The following is a 16,230-nucleotide window of genomic DNA, read 5'->3' on the forward strand; positions in this document are numbered from 1 at the left end:
ACTTCTCTACGACAGGAAAGTGACATTTTGAATTTCCAAGCGCAAGAAGCGTGCCGGTTTCTAAGGCGCTCACCGCGCCTCTGCCCGGCGGGCGGAAAGGGCGGCAACCGCCTGAACTTCGGTCAGCAGCCGCACCGGATCAACCGGCTTTATCATGACGCGGTTGGCGCCGTTGAGCAAGACTTGGCGGCGTGATTCGTCGCTCTTGTCGGCAGTCAGTACGATCACCGGCACCGGGGCGAGATCGAGCCGCCGCTCGTGGCCGCGCAGGCGTCCCAGCATGTCGATACCGTTGCCGCCAGGCATCGAAAGATCGCTGATGATGATATCGGGCCGGGCATTGGCCTCGCAGAGCGCACAGTCGAGCAGTGTCTCGAAATCTTCGACATGGCGCACCTTGTGCTCGCCCTTTTCCAGAACGACACGCACCAGCATGGCATTGATCGGATCGTCTTCGCCGAGCAGGATGCTGAGCCCGCTGGCGGCAACCAGCGTCTCCGCCACCGAAAGCCCGAAACCCGGCTGGTTGTCGTTCAGCGCATCGCGCTTCTCCATGCCGCGCATGCGCCCGCGCAGCACGTCGATCAGCGACTGTTCGCGCAGCGGCCGGATCAGCCAGGCATCGAAGAGGTCAAGCGGATGGGCGCTACGCTCTTCCGGATTGACGAGCAGGACCTTGCGCAGGCCAAGTGCGGCGATTTCGGCGCGATCGGCAAGATGAGCGGAAAATTCCGCCGACATGCGATGGTCGATGATGATGTCGGTCGGCCGCCGTCCGCCCTTCGCCAGTTCGAGCAGCGTTGCCCGCGCCGTCTCGCCGTCGCCGACCAGATGGCAGAGACCGCCGAGCGCAGTGATCGTTTCGGCGATGGCAGTGCGCGCCGCACCTGCCGGCGCCAGCAGTACGACACTGTTGCCGGCAAGCAGGGTGTTTCGCCGGTCGGGGCGCTCGCTGCCGATATCGACAGGGAAGCGGATGGTGAATTCGCTGCCTCTGCCCATTTCGCTGGCAACCGTCAGCGCGCCGTTGAATTCGCGCATGATGCGGGCGGAGATGGCAAGGCCGAGCCCGGTCCCGCTGCTCTTGTCGGCAACGCTCCCGCCCTGCTCGAACTCGCCGAAGACGCGCGCCTGCTCCTCCGCCGTCATGCCGGGACCGCTATCGGTGACGGTGATCAGCAAGTCGCCGGCGTCGAGCGACACGCGGATGAAGACGCCGCCGACCTGGGTGAACTTCACGGCATTGCCGATGACGTTGAAGAGGACCTGGCGCAGCCGCGCCGGATCGAAGCTCATATTTTCGGGCACGTCGGATGACACGGTGGCGCCGATCTCGATGCCCTTTTCATGCGCCCGATGGGCGAGCATCTCGACGACGCTTTCCAGCAGTTTGCGCAGCGATTCCGAGCGCGGGTGCAGCGCGAAGCGGCCGACTTCGATGGTGGAGAAGTCGAGCAGATCCTCGACGAGCTGCGTCAAGGCGTGGCCGGACTGGCGGATGTTTGCGAGATAGTTCTGCTGCTCCTGCGTCAGCCGCGTCTCGGCGATCAGATGCGTCATGCCGAGGATGCCGGAAAGCGGCGTGCGCACCTCGTGGCTGACGGTGGCAAGCAGCCTCGATTTGGCGGCGCTGTTATACTCGGCCTTCTGGCGAGCCTCCTCGCGGCCCTGTGCGATTAGCCGCTCGTCGGTCACGTCGCGGGCAACGCTCTGCAGCAGCAGGCGGCCGTTTGCCGGGTCGCGGGTGACGACATCGCGCCAGAGGAAGATGCGCTGGCCCTCCGGCGTCGAAATCTCGACATCGTAGCAATGCGGTACCGGGCCGGGGCGGAAGGCAATCCCGATCTCCTCGCAGGTGCGTCCTTCCGGACGCAGCCGCCCGGTCAGGCGGCGAAAAGTATCGTTGGCGGAGATGATCCGCCGGTCCATGGTGCGGCTGACCGTGATGTCGCCGAGCACGTCGTGCACGTCGGCGAACAGCTTTACGCCGGCGTCCCAATCCGGCATGGGTTGACCGGGGCGCTGCCCGGCCCTGCGCGAGCGAACCATCAACAGGGCATAGCTGGCGATGACGGCCAGGCCAAGGATGACGAGACCACCCGAAAGCAGCAGCGGATCGCCGGCGTGGGCAAGTAGCATCAGGATCGTTGCGGCAAGAAGGCCGGCGCCGCCAAGCCAGTAGAACAGCAGGCGCCGTGTCGGTGCAGGCCCGCTCTGGCGGTCATCGGCGCCCCGGGGTGCCGCTGCGTTCGGCCGCGGGGAAAGGACCTCCATCCGCTTCTCATGCGGCTTGGCGGCGGGTCCACCGAAGGCGGCGGACAATCTTTCCTGCAACTGTCCCAGGTTCTGCATGCTATCTGGCTAACATGAGGCCCGTTCCGAATGCCTTCAGGATTTCGATAAGATTTTAGCGGCTGGCCTTTTTCGGCAGCAGCAGTTCGTCGAGAATGACGCAGCCGGCGCCGATGGTGATGAAACTGTCGGCGAGATTGAAGACAGCGAATGACCAGCTCTCGGTGTAGAAAAGAATGTAATCGATCACATGCCCATAGGCGAAGCGGTCAACGAGATTGCCGATCGCGCCTGCGATGATCAGCGCATAACCGAGATGAGCGATCCAGCGATCCTTCGCCGTGCGGTACCATAGCCAGATGACGAAGGCGACGATGACGAGACGCATGCCGACGATGAACCAGCCGTCCATGCCTGATAGCATCGAAAAGGCGACGCCGAGATTGTAGGTCCGGTAGAGCGCCAGCATCGGAACGACGGGCACCGCCTCCTGCAGCGGCAGGTAATGATCAACAGTGATCTTGACGGCCTGGTCGATGAGAACGGCGACGACGATGAAGATGAGGATCGGTGCCGGGCGCGAAAACAGCGCCGGGCGTGCATGCGTCTGTTCGGTCATTTGCCCTCGGCAAGTGAGAGGAGATGGCGGCGTGCCTCGAAAAGCATGACGGCGGTGGCGACGGCGAGGTTGAGTGAATCGGCGCGGCCCTGCTGCGGAATGCGGGCAAGCGCGTCGGCCTCCCTGGCCAACTGCTCGGGCAGGCCGGATTGTTCGTTGCCCATCAACAGCACGACGGGCTTTTTCCGGTAGTCGATCGTCCGGTAATCGACCGCGCCGGCAAGATGTGTCGCGACGACGGAAACGCCGGCCGATTTCCGCCAGGCAATGAATTCCTCAGGCGTCGCCCGCGCGACCGGAACGGCAAAGACCGAGCCCATGGTTGCCCGCACCGTTTCGAGCGAGAAGGGATCGGTCGTTTCTCCGAGAAGTATGATGCCGGAAGCCCCAGCCGCATCAGCCGTGCGGATGATGGTGCCGAGATTGCCGGGGTCGCGTACCCGGTCGAGCGCCACCCATGTCTCGCCCTCGCTCGGTCGGATACCCTTCAGCGGCGTCCAGCGCTGCTCGAAGATGCCGACGACCATCTGCGGATTGTCGCGGCGGGTGATCGAGGCGATCACCTTTTCGCTGACCTCGAGCACCAGCCCGCCCGAGGCGACGGTCTTTGCCGCCATCTGCTCGACCAGCGGCTTGCCCTTGGCGCCCTTGGCATAGACCAGCGTGCGGATCGCCCAGCCGAGTTCGATCGCATCGATGACGAGCTTCAGTCCTTCGGCGAGGAAAGTACCGCTTTCCTCGCGAGACTTCTTGTTCGTCAGCGCCTTGATATCCTTGATGATCGGATTGGCGAGCGAAGTGACTTCCTTCACCTGTCCGACCCTGCGCGGTCCCCGATCGTGGAAGTCCTTGCTCATTTCGGCACCCAGCGGGAAAAGAGGGAGGTGGAAAGCGCGCGGCCCTGCGTCTTGCCGTCGGTGCCGGCTTCGCGAATCACCAACTCGCCGGATTCGACCACACCGCCGGCGCCCCGCATCGTCTCGCGCATCAGCTCGTGGATCGAATAGAAGCTGGCGCGGATCGAATAGGCCGTCAGCACCAGGCCCACCGCCTTCGGCGACAGGATCTCGCGGCAGACATCGAGCATCAACGGCAGATGTTCGAAGAGATGCCAGACTTCGCCATTGGGGCCACGGCCGAATTTCGGCGGATCGGTGAGGATGATATCGTATTGGCTGCCGCGGCGTTCCTCGCGCAGGATGAATTTCATCGCATCCTCGCAGATCCAGCGGATCGGCAGCTTCTCCATGCGCCCGAGCGCCTGGTTTTCCCGCGCCCAGCCGATCGCCTTCTTCGAGGCGTCGACATGGGTGACCTCGGCGCCGGCAGCGGCGGCAACCAGCGAGGCGACGCCGGTATAACCGAAGAGGTTCAGCACTTTCAGCGGCCGGCCGGCCTTTTCGACCTCATCCTTCATCCAGCTCCAGTGCACGATCTGTTCGGGGAAGACGCCGACATGGCGGAAGGAGGTGAAGCGGCCGAGGAAATCGACGCCGAGCAGGTTGAGCGGCCAGGTCTCGCCGAGTGCCTCCTTCGGGAAGCGCCAGCGGCCGGTGCCTTCCTCGTCGGTGTCGCCGGTGAAGGCGGCATCGACCTTTTCCCAGATATGGGCGGGCAGAGAAGGCCGCCACAGCGCCTGGGCTTCCGGACGGATGATGCGATAGGGGCCGTATTGCTCGAGTTTTTCGCCGTTGCCGCTGTCGATCAGATGGAAGTCGCCGGCCCCGAGCGATTCGAGGATGACCGGCACGCGCTCGGTCGGGCGCTCGCCGCTGCGTGTCATCAGGGGACGCACGACGGCGGCAGGCACAGCAGCCTCGCGCACCGCCTCACGGCTTGCCGCGGGCCGCGCGACCGGCTTCGGCGGCCGGCCTGCCCGATCGTCCCTGCGGCTTTCACCGGACGGACCCGATGTTTTCTTCTGTTTCAACGTGCTCTTCCGCGTTTCTATCGGGGTGTCTTATCGGTTTTGCGTCGGCTGCAGGCCCGCGCGTCTTTTGAAACGCGCGCAAAGACACTGCGGCACTTTGAATATGCAGTAGCCCAGAAAAGCGGGGCGGATCAACTGCGCCGCCGGCCAAGCCCGGGCAAGAGGAGAGTTTTCCCGGCGAGTCGCCTATTTCAAGCCTTCGGAGGCCGCGTGCGAAGCCAGCTTTCCGCTGCATAGAGGGCTGCGACATGCATCGACTGCATGATGACGGCGCCGGACTGCAGCTTGCCGAGGATGGCAGCAAGATCCGCAAACAGCAGCTCAACCTTCTCGCCCGGGTCAAAAGACGGTTCGCCGGCCCGGCTGAGGCCGAGCGCCAGCCAGCTCGTCACCACGTTGCTGTGGTTGGCGGCATTCGGATAGGAGGTGAGCAGCTTGACGAAGGTCGAGGCTTCATAGCCGGTCTCCTCCCGGAGTTCGCGCTCGGCCGCCGCCATCGCCGCATCGCCGGTCTTGCTGTCGCCGGGTTCGAGGCTGCCGGCGACCAGACCGAGTATGATTTCGCCGCGGCCATGTCGATATTCCCGCGTCAGCAGCACGCGTCCGTCGGGCATCACAGGGATGACGTTGATCCAGTCGGGATAATCGAGCACATGGAAGGGCGCGACGACGATTCCATCGGCGGTGATGCAATCGTCGCTCCGGACCCGGATCCAGCGATCCTCATAGGTGATGCGGCTTGCCGTCACGCTCCAGGGCTTCAGTTCGTCGTTCATCGGCCCATCCCCTATGTGTGTCAGATCGCAACCGGCAGATAACATTCCGTGCCGCCTTGGCAAAGCGCTTTCCCGCTGGGATAAGATGAGCGAATCGAAGATGGGGCCATCGAATGGATTTCACCGGCGAAGAACGCATCGCCGCGCCGCGGGACGTCGTCTGGGCAGCGCTCAACGATCCCGAGATGATGCGCGGCTGCATTCCGGGCTGCCAGAGCATCGAGCGGCTGTCGCCTGATGTCTTCGAGGCGACGATCAAGGTCAAGTTCAGCCTGCTGTCTGCCACCTTCCATGGGCTGCTGACGCTTTCCAATGTCGATGCACCGAGGAGCTATACGCTGTCGGCCGAAGGCAAGGGCGGCCTTGCCGGCTTCGCCAGGGGCAGCGCCGATGTCGTGCTTGAGGAACGGGGAGCCGAGACGATCCTGCGCTACCGGTCGAAGGCCGAACTCGGCGGCAGGCTCGCCCAGCTCGGCGCCCGCCTGCTCGATTCGACCTCGCAGAGGCTCGCCGAAGGGTTCTTTTCGGACTTCAATGCTGCCGTCGTCGCGAAGATGGCAGCCGGTTAGGCTTGGCGCGGGCCGGGGGTGTTTAAATCGACGTCATGACGTGGACCATCAGGCCGCCGCGGGCGGAAGATCAGGAAGTGCTTGCGGAGATTTACCTTTCCGTGCGCCGCGAAACATTCGTCTGGGTCGATCCGGGCAAATTCCATCGCGAGGATTTCGCCGCCCATACCAATGGCGAGACGGTCTTCGTCTGCGCGCATGAAAGCGGCAGCGTCGCCGGCTTCCTGTCGCTTTGGCCGGAGGACGACTTCATCCACATGCTCTACCTAAAACCGGAATTCCAGGGTCAGGGCGCCGGCACGGCGCTGCTGCACGCCCTGCCGGAATGGCCGCAGCACCGGTATCGGCTGAAGTGCCTGGTGAAGAACCGGCGGGCAAAGGCGTTCTACCTCGCCCACGGTTTCCAGGTGACCGGCAACGGCACCTCCCCGGAGGGCGACTATGAGGAACTGAGCTTTTTTCCGGTTTGACGGCCGCCGAAAGCCGGCCGCCGAACCCGAGCCAATCGAATGCTGACCAGTTTTACCGCGCCGGCAGCTGCCCGGCAATTTCTTCTGCGCGGTTCTTGTGGCGGTCGGCCTCGCTTTGCCAGCGGATGGCCTCCTTGGCCTCGGTGCGGGCGCGCTTGCGGTGTTTGCCCTGGCTGAACCAGGTGGCGGCCGCCCCGATCAGCATGCCCGTGATCAGCGCGACGACCAGGAAGACGAAGAAGGGCGCGGAAACTGCAAGCACCTGGTCTTCCGGCCGGAACGGATTGAAGGCGAGCGTGACGCTCTGCCGGTTGGCGACGCAGAAGACGATGAGGATGACGCCGAGCGGCAGCAGAATCAACAGGTTGACGATCTTCTTGGCCATTTGAGGTCTCCACGCGGCAGATTGCGCCGGTATTTTTGAAGGGCGCGTTTCATGCTTGCAGCGCCACGCGTCTTTGTAAGACGCGGAAAGCACGATGAACTACCAGAATAGGAAAACGGCCCTCGAGTTCAAGTGCGGTTTCGCCGCAGGCAGCGACGGCTCAATCCTCTTCGTCGGCCTGGCCGGGATTAAGCCGCTCGCGCAGCTCCTTGCCGGTCTTGAAGAAGGGAACCCACTTCTCCTCGACGAAGACGGTATCGCCGGTCCGCGGGTTGCGGCCGGAGCGCGAAGGGCGGTTCTTGACCGAAAAGGCGCCAAAGCCGCGCAATTCGACTCGGTTACCCGCAGCCAGTGCATCCGTGATCTCGTCGAGAACCGCGTTGACGATATTCTCGACGTCGCGATGATAGAGATGCGGGTTGCGTGCCGCAACAATCTGCACCAATTCGGACTTGATCACTTTCGCCCCCTTAAATTATTGATTTCTTATCAATCGTGGCCAACCTGCCAAACTGAAAGCAGCCCGTCAAGAAGCAACTTTGGGGGCAGGATTCCATTGATATCCTGGGTTTTCATGAGATCACCATAACCGAAGATCGTAATCAACCGCGAAACAGCCCCAGCGAGCAGAAAGGGCGTATTGCTCTTCTTGTCCCAGTCTACCATCGGCAGATCGCTGTCGACGCCGCGTGACGTCAGATAGGCGCGGATCTCAGCCTCGCCGCCGATTGTATCGACGAGTTTAGCCTTCAGCGCCTGGCGGCCGGTATAGATCGTGCCGTCGGCCAGTTTCAGCGCCTCGTCGCGCGGCAGCTTGCGCCGGTCGGCGACCAGGTCGACGAACCAGTTATAGCTGTCGACCACCATGTTGCGGATCATCGCCTTGGCTTCCTCGCTCGCCTCGTGGAAGGGCGAGGGCTCGGCCTTCAGCGGCGAGGACTTGATCTCCTGCAGCGAGACGCCGATTTTGTCGAGCAGCGGCTGGATCTGCGGATACTGGAAGATGACGCCGATCGAACCGGTGATCGAGCTGTCGCCGGCAATGATCGTATCGCCGGCGGTGGCGATCATGTAGCCGGCGGAAGCGGCAAGCGTGCGCACGTCGGAGACGACAGGCTTCTTGGCCGATATCGCACGGATCGCCTTGAAGACTTTTTCGCCGCCATAGGTCGTGCCGCCGGGCGAGGAGATCGAAATCACCGCTGCCTTCACCTGGTCGCTGGTTTCGACCTTCTTCAGCCGCTCGAGAAGCTCGTCGTCGTCGACGATCAGCCCGGATATCGTCACATGGGCGATGTGCGGGCGCTGCGTCCCGGCATCGCCGAGAGCAAAGCGGTAGAAGGCGAAACCAAGTGCCACGATGAGGGCCACCGCGACGAGGCGCCAGAAGCCGAGCTTGCGGCGCAGCCGCCGGCGATCGGCGATCATCGAACTGTCCATAGAAACCTCCAGCGCTGGCACCGGTTTCGGCTTGCCGCCGATCGATCCGGTGAAATAGGGTGGCAGCGGCCCGTACGAATGCCACTTTTCAATGTTTTTCCATTTTGTTGCTTGTTGCAGAAAAAATTCCATATTGGCAAGCCAATGTAATAATGCGAAACGAACTGTGATTGGCGGCCGGCTTTGTTATAGAGGCGCGGCGATCACCGCACATGGACGAGGCTTATGCTCGATACCCTGAAGAACAACGGACATGCCGCCTATTCAGGGTCCGGCAGGAGCGCTTATGGCGATGCGTTGTTCCATTCCGCCCGCGTGCGGCGGCTGAAGATATTGCTGCCTGTGGCGGCCCTCATCATCGCGGCGAGCCTCACCGCGGTGGCGTTGGTCAGCATCTATCTGCCCGAGAACATCAAGATGGAAGGCGCCAAGATCGAGAACGGCAAGGTCGTGATGGAAAAGCCGGCGATATCAGGCCGCAATTCCGACGGCATCAATTATTCGATGCTGGCCGAAAGGGCGCTGCAGGATATCCGCAATCCCGATCTCATCACCCTCGAGACCATCAAGGCCGCCGTGCCGATGAATGACGGCCTGATCGCCCGCGTCGTCGCCTCGACCGCCGATTACAACCGCGCCACCGACAATCTGCATATGACGGCTCCCTTCACCCTGGTGCTGAGCAGTGGCCTCAATGCGAATTTCCAGTCCGCGCAGCTCGACATCAAGGGCGGAAACATGCGGAGCGACGACCCCGTCACCATCACCAAGGACAATGCCTCCATTGTTGCGAAGACGCTTCAGATAACGGATAAGGGACGGGTGATCACATTCGAGGGGAATGTTCGCATGAATGTCGATCCATCCACCATCCATAAACAGGGCACTTAACCAGCCGGGTCATCCATGACAAAAGATTGTCGCATTTCCACTTGCAAGACTGGCTTGGCATTCATTGCCGGCGCATTTGCCCTTATTCTGACGGCCTCAGGCGCCGGCGCGCAGCAGGCGACGGCGACGATGCCGGGCATGAAGCTTTCCAACGACCAGCCGATCCAGATCGAAAGCGACAAGCTGGAGATCCACGACCAGGAACACACCGCGCTCTTCACTGGCAACGTCAAGGTCGTCCAGGGGACAACGACGATGCAGTCCGGCAAGATGACCGTCTATTACAAGGACAAGGCGGCAAAGCCGGCTGCTGACGGCGCGCAGCCCGCAGCGCAGCCGGAACAGTCGGCCTCGCTTGCATCGGGAAGTGCCGATATCGACAAGATCCTGGTGACGGACAAGGTCTTCCTGAGCTCGGGCACGCAGACGGCGACCGCCGATGACGGCAATTTCGACATGGCCTCGCAGACATTCATCCTCACGGCGGATGAGGGGAATAAAGTTATTCTGTCGGACGGGCCGAACGTCTTTACCGGCTGCAAACTGACGGTTCATATGCAGACCGGTCAGGCGCAGCTTGAAAGCTGCGGCGGGCGTGTCCAGATTCAGCTCGATCCGAAATCGCAGCCGAATGCGCAGCAGCAGAAGCAGAACTGAGAAGCCGGCCTCCCACGTGAAATTATCATCGCTATCCACCATGTTCGGCAAGCCCGGGCCACAAGCTGCGGGTGCCGCCGACAAGAGCCGCTATCAGGGAACGCTGATCGCACGGGGTCTGACGAAGACCTATGCGACGCGGCGCGTCGTCAACGGCGTCTCGCTGGTGGTGCGCCGTGGCGAGGCCGTCGGCCTGCTCGGCCCGAACGGCGCCGGCAAGACCACCTGTTTTTACATGATCACCGGCCTCGTGCCGGTCGATGAAGGCACGATCGAGATCGACGGCAACGACGTCACGACCATGCCGATGTACCGCCGCTCGCGCCTCGGCGTCGGTTACCTGCCGCAGGAAGCCTCGATCTTCCGCGGCCTGACGGTGGAAGAGAATATCCGCGCCGTCCTCGAAGTGCATGTGAAGGACAAGGCCGAGCGCGAGCAGAAGCTGAACGAGCTGCTGGAGGAATTCCATATCCAGAAGCTGCGCAAGAGTGCCGCCGTCGCCCTGTCCGGCGGTGAGCGCCGCCGCCTCGAAATCGCGCGTGCGCTTGCGACCGACCCGACCTTCATGCTGCTCGACGAGCCCTTTGCCGGCGTCGACCCGATCTCGGTCGCCGACATCCAGAATCTCGTTCACCACCTGACGGCGCGCGGCATCGGCGTTCTCATTACCGACCACAATGTGCGCGAGACGCTGGGTCTGATCGACCGCGCCTACATCATCCATGCCGGTGAGGTGCTGACCCATGGCCGGGCGAACGACATCGTCAACAATCCGGAAGTGCGCCGGCTCTACCTCGGCGACAATTTCAGCCTCTGACGCCGGATCCGGATGATTTTAGGCCGGATCGGCAGAAATTCACAGTGCCGTCATAGTTCCGCTTGACCAAATACAATAAAAAAGCAATTTTTGGGCCAACTTGGATTTCCGTGGCCTGAAGCCTTGATCGGACGCGGTTTCCCGGAGGAATCGAGGGGAGTTTCGCGTCCGTCATGGCACTGTCCGCCAATCTTTTCCTGCGCCAGACCCAGTCTTTGGTGATGACACCGCAACTGATGCAATCCATCCAGTTGCTGCAGATGACTCATTTCGAACTCAACCAGTTCATCGCCCTGGAAGTGGAGAAGAACCCGCTGCTCGAATTTCCGTCGAATGACGGCGAGGCGGGCGGTGAACGCGGCGATGCCGAAGATGGAGAATATGCTCATCAGCCCGAGGATGCCGGCTCCGACGACGGCTACGACAACCGCACCGAGGCGCTCTCCAGCGACTGGTATGACAATGGCGGCAGCGCCAGCACCAGCCGGCTGAACGACGAACTCGACGCCAATTACACCAATGTCTTTCCTGATGACGGTGCCCCGCAGCGCCTCGATGCGCCGGAACTCGTCAGCCAGTGGAAGTCGATGCCGGGCAGCGGTGAGGGCGCCGACTACGATCTCGACGATTTCGTCGCCGGCCAGGTGTCGCTGCGCGATCATCTCGCCCAGCAGATCCCTTTCGTCCTGCCTGACATGGCCGACCGGCTGATCGCGCAGAATTTCGTCGACCAGCTCGACGACTGCGGTTATCTGCAGGCCGATATCGTCGAGGCGGGCGAGAGGCTGGGCACGAGCCTCGTACAGGCCGAGCGCGTGCTTGCCACCCTGCAGAGCCTTGATCCGCCAGGTGTTTTCGCCCGTAGCCTCGCCGAATGCCTGGCGATCCAGCTCAGGCAGAAGGACCGGTACGACCCGGCCATGCAGGCTCTGGTCGAAAACCTCGAACTGCTGGCCCGGCGCGATTTTGCCACGCTGAAGCGGCTCTGCGGCGTCGACGAGGAAGATCTTCTCGACATGCTCGGCGAGATCCGTCAGCTCAATCCCAAGCCCGGCAGCGGCTTCGAAGCGGGTGTTTCCGAAGCGATCACGCCGGATGTAGTCGTCAGGCCCGCCTCGGACGGCGGCTGGCTGGTCGAGCTCAATCCGGATACGCTGCCGCGCGTGCTGGTCAACCAATCCTATTTTTCCCGTGTGACGAAGAACGGCGAGGACCACGCCTTCCTCTCCGATTGCCTGCAGAGCGCCAACTGGCTGACGCGCAGCCTCGACCAGCGGGCAAAAACCATCATGAAGGTGGCAAGCGAAATCGTCCGCCAGCAGGACGCCTTCCTGCTGCACGGCGTCGATCACCTGCGCCCGCTGAACCTGAAAACGGTCGCCGAAGCGATCAAGATGCATGAATCCACCGTCAGTCGCGTCACGTCGAACAAATATATGCTGACGCCGCGCGGCCTCTTTGAACTCAAATATTTCTTCACCGTCTCGATCAGCGCCGTCGCCGGCGGCGACAGCCATTCGGCCGAGGCCGTGCGTCACAAGATCCGTGCGCTGATCCTGCAGGAGAGCCCGGAGGCGGTGCTTTCCGATGACGATATCGTCGACATGCTGAAGAAGGGTGGCGTCGATCTCGCCCGCCGCACCGTTGCGAAATACAGGGAGGCAATGAACATCGCCTCTTCGGTCCAGCGCCGCCGCGAGAAGCGGGCGCTCGCCAAGGTCGCGGGCTTCTGACGCAGCAATGCTTCGACCTCGATCGAAGCATCCGGCCCGCAAATCCCGCTATTCCTCTCCAGCGCCACGCGTCTTTTCAGACGCGCAACGGCGCCGCAACCCTTTGAATTGTCTTCAACGAAGATCGAAATGCCGACCATGACGCCGCAAAATCAGAACCTTGCCAGGGAGCTTTTCCTGCTGCTGGTGCTGGCGACCCTCTGGGGTTCCTCCTATAGCTTCATCAAGATCGGCGTCGAGACGATCCCGCCGATAACGTTGATCGCCGCCCGCACGCTGATTGCCGGCGGCATTCTGCTGGCCGTCCTGCACCACCGGCGTGTCCGTCTGCCGCGCGATCGTGCCACCTGGCGGCGGTTTTTCGTTCAGGCCTGCCTGAACAGCGTCGTCCCCTTCACGCTGATCGCCTGGGCGGAACAGTTCGTCGATGCCGGATTGGCGGTGATCCTGAATTCGGCAACGCCGATTTTCACCTTCCTGCTGGCCGTGCTGATCACCGGCCATGAGCAGGTGACGCTGCGACGGCTTTTCGGCGTCATGGCCGGGCTTGCCGGCATCTGCCTCGTCATCGGCGTCGAAGCGCTCGGTGGTCTCGGTGAAAACCTGATGGCGCAGCTTGCCATCATCCTGGCGACCATCTGTTATGCAGGTGCCGCGATTTTCAGCAAGAACTTCAAGGGGCTCGATCCCGCAGTGCCGGCGGCTGGCTCGTTGATCTCGGGCGCGGTCATTCTCTTGCCGATGAGCCTCGTCGTCGATCGGCCGTGGGAAATCGATCCTTCGGCGGCATCGATGCTGGCGCTGCTGGCCCTCTCCGCCTTCTCGACGGCGCTTGCCTTTGTGATCTATTTCCGTCTTGTCCAGACGCTGGGTTCGGTCGGAACCACCGCGCAAGCCTATCTCAGAGTGCCGATCGGTGTTGCGATCGGCATCGTCTTCCTCGACGAAAGGCTGAGCTCGACGGCCTGGATCGGACTCGTTTGCGTCATATCAGGTGTCGCCGCCATGACGATCCCCGCAAGAAGGCGCGCAACGCAAGCGCGAAACGCGTAAAGTAGACAGGGTGGCGATCGGCGGTATGCCTTGGCCGGCAAGGTATCCGCCACCCGTTGACCGAGTGCCGGCGATGGTGATTCGGCGCCCTATTGACTTTTAGGCAAGCTCTGGCTAGAAGCCCGCCGCAATCGATGCCGTGAACGGCGTCTGGAGTTATCCCCAGCATCAGAAGGGCACCAAGGACCCGCAGGCCTAAGCCGATCTTGCTTGAGATTGTGCGAAGTGCTTGGATGAACCTGAGGCTTGGCGTAAACTGATACCCGCAAACGACCATAAGAAGGGAAACTCCATGAGTGTGCGTGTATCCGGGAAACATATGGAAATTGGTGAATCGTTCCGTCAAAAGATCGAGGACCAAATTGGTATGGCCATCACGAAATACTTCGACGGGGGATATTCCGGCCAGGTGACCGTGGAAAAGGCGAGTTCTCGTTACTCGGCGGATTGCAAGCTTCATCTCGACAGCGGGGTGGTGCTGCATGCAGCCGGCGAGGCGACCGACCCGCAATTGGCTTTCGACGCGGCTTCCCAGCGGATCGAAAAGCGGCTGCGGCGTTACAAGCGCAAGCTGAAGGACCATCACGCCGGAAACCATCTGAATGGTTTTGCAGAGGTCTCCTACACGGTTATGGATTCCGTTCCTGATCACGATGATGAAATCGCCGACGATTTCGCTCCGGCGATCGTCGCTGAAAGCACGAAGCAGCTGAAGACCATGTCGGTCGCCACCGCAGTGATGGCGCTCGACATGACCGACGAGCCGCTTCTTCTGTTCCGCAGCCCCGGCAAGGAACATCTGAACATCGTTTACCGTCGGCACGACGGAAATATTGGCTGGATCGATTCAGCCAGTATCAAAGGCTGAGATCAGGGTGGTGAGCGGCGGTATTGCCGCCGCTCCTTGCATTTGATCCCGGCGACAGAAGGAAAAAGAAATGGCATTGGCAGATTTGCTCCATCAGGATGCGATCATTCCCGCCCTCAGAGTAAATTCCAAGAAACAGTTGCTTCAGGAATTGGCTGCAAGAGCCTCCAGGATCACGGGGCTTTCCGAGCGCGAGATCTTCGACGTCATCCTGCAGCGCGAACGCCTTGGCTCGACTGGAGTCGGCAACGGCATCGCCATTCCTCACGGCAAGCTGGTGAACATTCATTCGATCGTCGGCATCTTTGCCCGGCTGGAGCAGCCGGTCGATTTCGAGGCGCTGGACGACCAGCCTGTCGATCTCGTCTTCCTGCTGCTGGCGCCGGAGGGCGCGGGCGCCGATCATCTCAAGGCACTGTCGCGGATCGCCCGCGTGCTGCGCGATCACGATCTAGTCGCCAAGCTCCGCGCCACCGATTCCGCCTCGGCGATCTACGCCTTCCTCAACGAAGAGCAGACGTCGAACGCTGCCTGACGCGCGTCGCGCGATAACGCATTAATTCTCGAATGCAAAAGGCGCCGGGTCTCCCAGGCGCCTTTTGCGTTGAAGAGACTGAGCGGAACTTGTCGAGCAAACCCGGTGCCGGCCATACGAAACAGCACATCGGCGCCTGTCGCCGTCTATCCCTTCAAGATTTCATATCCTGTCTGCGACTTCCGCGCTCAAGGGGATCGACGGTTGCGCTCCGGCTTTGAGGCAGGCGAGCGAACCGGCGACCGCCGCACGGCGCAGCGCCGAGACAAAATCGAGGCTGTCGTCGAGGCTGGCGGCGAAATAGCCGCAGAAGGTGTCTCCGGCGCCGACCGTATCGACAGGTTCGATCTTGAGACCCTGCGCCCTTGAAATCGACCCGTCGCGAATGGCGATGACCCCGTCGGCGCCGAGCGTCACGATCAGCGTCTGGCCCGTCTCCGCATGCAGGCGCATAAGGGCTGCCTCTCGCGCTTGCGCGTCCATGCCCTCCTGCCCGGCGAGCCGCTCGAACTCGGTCTCGTTGGCAATGACGATATCGGCGAGCCGGCCGAGACGCGGCGCATCGGGGATCAGCGGCGCGAGGTTGAGGATGCTGGTGACGCCCTTGGCGCGGGCCGCCGACAGCGCGCGTTCGACGGCAGCAGCCGGCACTTCAAGCTGCAGCATCAGGATATCGCCTTCGCTCATGCGGCCGATCGCCGTCTCGGCATTGGCAGGCGTGACGAGGCCGTTGGCGCCGGGAACGACGGCAATCATGTTTTCGCCGTCGCCGCCGACAAGGATCAGCGCCGTGCCGGTGGGACCGTCGACATGGTTGACGAGAGAAAGATCGGTGCCTGCATCATCGAGCAGGGCCAGCGCCTCCGCAGCAAAGGCATCCTTGCCGACGGCGCCGGCCATATGCACATAGCGGCCGGCGCGCCGCGCTGCCAGCGCCTGGTTGGCGCCCTTGCCGCCGGCGGCCGTGGCAAAGCCGTTGCCGGCCACCGTCTCGCCGGGCTTCGGCAGGCGCTCGGTCGTGGCGATGAGATCCATGTTGATGGACCCGAAAACTGTGATCATGAATGTGTCCCGTCTTCTAGAGCATGATGCCGAAAAGTGAGCGGTTTTCGGACGACATCATGCTCTAACTATATAATGTAGAACGGGATTCAGATTTTAGGCCGACCCGGCCTAAAATCATCCTTTTCTGGAG

17 protein-coding genes and 1 pseudogene are annotated in these 16,230 nt (G+C 62.1%); 9 read left to right on the top strand and 9 right to left on the bottom strand.

The annotated features are described in order from the left end of the window. Positions 1-69: 69 nt before the first annotated feature. The 5 genes and pseudogenes from BA011_RS21840 to BA011_RS21860 form a co-directional block, all read right to left on the bottom strand. Positions 70-2,352, bottom strand: coding sequence for an ATP-binding protein (locus BA011_RS21840; protein ID WP_065281980.1), 2,283 nt, complete (start codon positions 2,350-2,352; stop codon positions 70-72). A gap of 55 nt (positions 2,353-2,407) precedes the next feature. After that, positions 2,408-2,911 (bottom strand): signal peptidase II, encoded by a 504-nt coding sequence (gene lspA, locus BA011_RS21845; RefSeq protein ID WP_065281981.1) that lies wholly within the window; start codon positions 2,909-2,911, stop codon positions 2,408-2,410. After that, positions 2,908-3,768 (bottom strand): TrmH family RNA methyltransferase, encoded by an 861-nt coding sequence (locus BA011_RS21850; protein ID WP_065281982.1) that lies wholly within the window; start codon positions 3,766-3,768, stop codon positions 2,908-2,910. The genes lspA and BA011_RS21850 overlap by 4 nt, the downstream gene beginning before the upstream one ends. Beyond that, the gene (locus BA011_RS21855; RefSeq protein WP_420493433.1) at positions 3,765-4,694 is read right to left on the bottom strand and encodes a class I SAM-dependent methyltransferase; all 930 of its coding nucleotides are present in this window, start codon (positions 4,692-4,694) and stop codon (positions 3,765-3,767) included. Before BA011_RS21855 ends, BA011_RS21850 begins: the two co-directional genes overlap by 4 nt. A 333-nt stretch (positions 4,695-5,027) precedes the next feature. Beyond that, positions 5,028-5,662 (bottom strand): annotated as a pseudogene (locus BA011_RS21860) (NUDIX hydrolase). Positions 5,663-5,730: 68 nt separating this feature from the next. Between BA011_RS21860 and BA011_RS21865 the strand changes: the two are divergent. Next, the gene (locus BA011_RS21865; protein WP_065281985.1) at positions 5,731-6,186 is read left to right on the top strand and encodes an SRPBCC family protein; all 456 of its coding nucleotides are present in this window, start codon (positions 5,731-5,733) and stop codon (positions 6,184-6,186) included. 35 nt (positions 6,187-6,221) lie between these two features. Continuing rightward, the gene (locus BA011_RS21870; RefSeq protein WP_062943816.1) at positions 6,222-6,656 is read left to right on the top strand and encodes a GNAT family N-acetyltransferase; all 435 of its coding nucleotides are present in this window, start codon (positions 6,222-6,224) and stop codon (positions 6,654-6,656) included. Between the two features lie 52 nt (positions 6,657-6,708). On the opposite strand, the gene BA011_RS21875 is transcribed toward BA011_RS21870, so the two are convergent. The 3 genes from BA011_RS21875 to sppA form a co-directional block, all read right to left on the bottom strand. Next, positions 6,709-7,041, bottom strand: a complete 333-nt coding sequence (locus tag BA011_RS21875; RefSeq protein ID WP_017958728.1) for a LapA family protein — start codon at positions 7,039-7,041, stop codon at positions 6,709-6,711. A 160-nt stretch (positions 7,042-7,201) separates the two neighbouring features. After that, complete coding sequence (locus tag BA011_RS21880; protein ID WP_003544934.1) at positions 7,202-7,501, bottom strand: integration host factor subunit beta; 300 nt, start codon at positions 7,499-7,501, stop codon at positions 7,202-7,204. Between the two features lie 29 nt (positions 7,502-7,530). Beyond that, complete coding sequence (sppA, locus tag BA011_RS21885; protein WP_065282624.1) at positions 7,531-8,481, bottom strand: signal peptide peptidase SppA; 951 nt, start codon at positions 8,479-8,481, stop codon at positions 7,531-7,533. 225 nt (positions 8,482-8,706) lie between these two features. Between sppA and lptC the strand changes: the two genes are divergently transcribed. The 7 genes from lptC to ptsN all read left to right on the top strand — a co-directional run bounded on the left by lptC (position 8,707) and on the right by ptsN (position 15,035). Beyond that, entirely contained in the window at positions 8,707-9,372 is a 666-nt protein-coding gene (lptC, locus tag BA011_RS21890; protein WP_017958730.1) for an LPS export ABC transporter periplasmic protein LptC, read from the top strand. A gap of 15 nt (positions 9,373-9,387) precedes the next feature. Continuing rightward, positions 9,388-10,029: an LptA/OstA family protein gene (locus BA011_RS21895; RefSeq protein ID WP_065281986.1), complete on the top strand. Its 642-nt coding sequence runs from the start codon at positions 9,388-9,390 to the stop codon at positions 10,027-10,029. Positions 10,030-10,069: 40 nt separating this feature from the next. Then, positions 10,070-10,846, top strand: coding sequence for an LPS export ABC transporter ATP-binding protein (gene lptB / locus BA011_RS21900; protein WP_003556077.1), 777 nt, complete (start codon positions 10,070-10,072; stop codon positions 10,844-10,846). Between the two features lie 173 nt (positions 10,847-11,019). Further along, positions 11,020-12,579: an RNA polymerase factor sigma-54 gene (gene rpoN, locus BA011_RS21905; RefSeq protein WP_065281987.1), complete on the top strand. Its 1,560-nt coding sequence runs from the start codon at positions 11,020-11,022 to the stop codon at positions 12,577-12,579. A 129-nt stretch (positions 12,580-12,708) separates the two neighbouring features. Continuing rightward, complete coding sequence (locus tag BA011_RS21910; protein ID WP_065281988.1) at positions 12,709-13,632, top strand: DMT family transporter; 924 nt, start codon at positions 12,709-12,711, stop codon at positions 13,630-13,632. Between the two features lie 292 nt (positions 13,633-13,924). Then, positions 13,925-14,500, top strand: a complete 576-nt coding sequence (gene hpf / locus BA011_RS21915) for a ribosome hibernation-promoting factor, HPF/YfiA family (RefSeq protein WP_017958734.1) — start codon at positions 13,925-13,927, stop codon at positions 14,498-14,500. A gap of 70 nt (positions 14,501-14,570) precedes the next feature. Next, the gene (ptsN, locus tag BA011_RS21920; protein ID WP_065281989.1) at positions 14,571-15,035 is read left to right on the top strand and encodes a PTS IIA-like nitrogen regulatory protein PtsN; all 465 of its coding nucleotides are present in this window, start codon (positions 14,571-14,573) and stop codon (positions 15,033-15,035) included. Between the two features lie 162 nt (positions 15,036-15,197). On the opposite strand, the gene BA011_RS21925 is transcribed toward ptsN, so the two are convergent. Next, entirely contained in the window at positions 15,198-16,097 is a 900-nt protein-coding gene (locus BA011_RS21925) for a ribokinase (protein ID WP_065281990.1), read from the bottom strand. Positions 16,098-16,230: the final 133 nt, after the last annotated feature.

Origin of the sequence: Rhizobium leguminosarum (assembly GCF_001679785.1) — a bacterium.
In the GTDB taxonomy this organism is placed as follows: domain Bacteria; phylum Pseudomonadota; class Alphaproteobacteria; order Rhizobiales; family Rhizobiaceae; genus Rhizobium; species Rhizobium leguminosarum_R.

What these genes read in the sequence shown, in the direction of transcription:
- BA011_RS21840 (WP_065281980.1), bottom strand. Translation starts at nt 2,352, where the DNA reads ATGCAGAACCTGGGACAGTTGCAGGAAAGATTGTCCGCCGCCTTCGGT.
- lspA (WP_065281981.1), bottom strand. Translation starts at nt 2,911, where the DNA reads ATGACCGAACAGACGCATGCACGCCCGGCGCTGTTTTCGCGCCCGGCA.
- BA011_RS21850 (WP_065281982.1), bottom strand. Translation starts at nt 3,768, where the DNA reads ATGAGCAAGGACTTCCACGATCGGGGACCGCGCAGGGTCGGACAGGTG.
- BA011_RS21855 (WP_420493433.1), bottom strand. Translation starts at nt 4,694, where the DNA reads ATGACACGCAGCGGCGAGCGCCCGACCGAGCGCGTGCCGGTCATCCTC.
- BA011_RS21865 (WP_065281985.1), top strand. Translation starts at nt 5,731, where the DNA reads ATGGATTTCACCGGCGAAGAACGCATCGCCGCGCCGCGGGACGTCGTC.
- BA011_RS21870 (WP_062943816.1), top strand. Translation starts at nt 6,222, where the DNA reads ATGACGTGGACCATCAGGCCGCCGCGGGCGGAAGATCAGGAAGTGCTT.
- BA011_RS21875 (WP_017958728.1), bottom strand. Translation starts at nt 7,041, where the DNA reads ATGGCCAAGAAGATCGTCAACCTGTTGATTCTGCTGCCGCTCGGCGTC.
- sppA (WP_065282624.1), bottom strand. Translation starts at nt 8,481, where the DNA reads ATGGACAGTTCGATGATCGCCGATCGCCGGCGGCTGCGCCGCAAGCTC.
- lptC (WP_017958730.1), top strand. Translation starts at nt 8,707, where the DNA reads ATGCTCGATACCCTGAAGAACAACGGACATGCCGCCTATTCAGGGTCC.
- BA011_RS21895 (WP_065281986.1), top strand. Translation starts at nt 9,388, where the DNA reads ATGACAAAAGATTGTCGCATTTCCACTTGCAAGACTGGCTTGGCATTC.
- lptB (WP_003556077.1), top strand. Translation starts at nt 10,070, where the DNA reads ATGTTCGGCAAGCCCGGGCCACAAGCTGCGGGTGCCGCCGACAAGAGC.
- rpoN (WP_065281987.1), top strand. Translation starts at nt 11,020, where the DNA reads ATGGCACTGTCCGCCAATCTTTTCCTGCGCCAGACCCAGTCTTTGGTG.
- BA011_RS21910 (WP_065281988.1), top strand. Translation starts at nt 12,709, where the DNA reads ATGCCGACCATGACGCCGCAAAATCAGAACCTTGCCAGGGAGCTTTTC.
- hpf (WP_017958734.1), top strand. Translation starts at nt 13,925, where the DNA reads ATGAGTGTGCGTGTATCCGGGAAACATATGGAAATTGGTGAATCGTTC.
- ptsN (WP_065281989.1), top strand. Translation starts at nt 14,571, where the DNA reads ATGGCATTGGCAGATTTGCTCCATCAGGATGCGATCATTCCCGCCCTC.
- BA011_RS21925 (WP_065281990.1), bottom strand. Translation starts at nt 16,097, where the DNA reads ATGATCACAGTTTTCGGGTCCATCAACATGGATCTCATCGCCACGACC.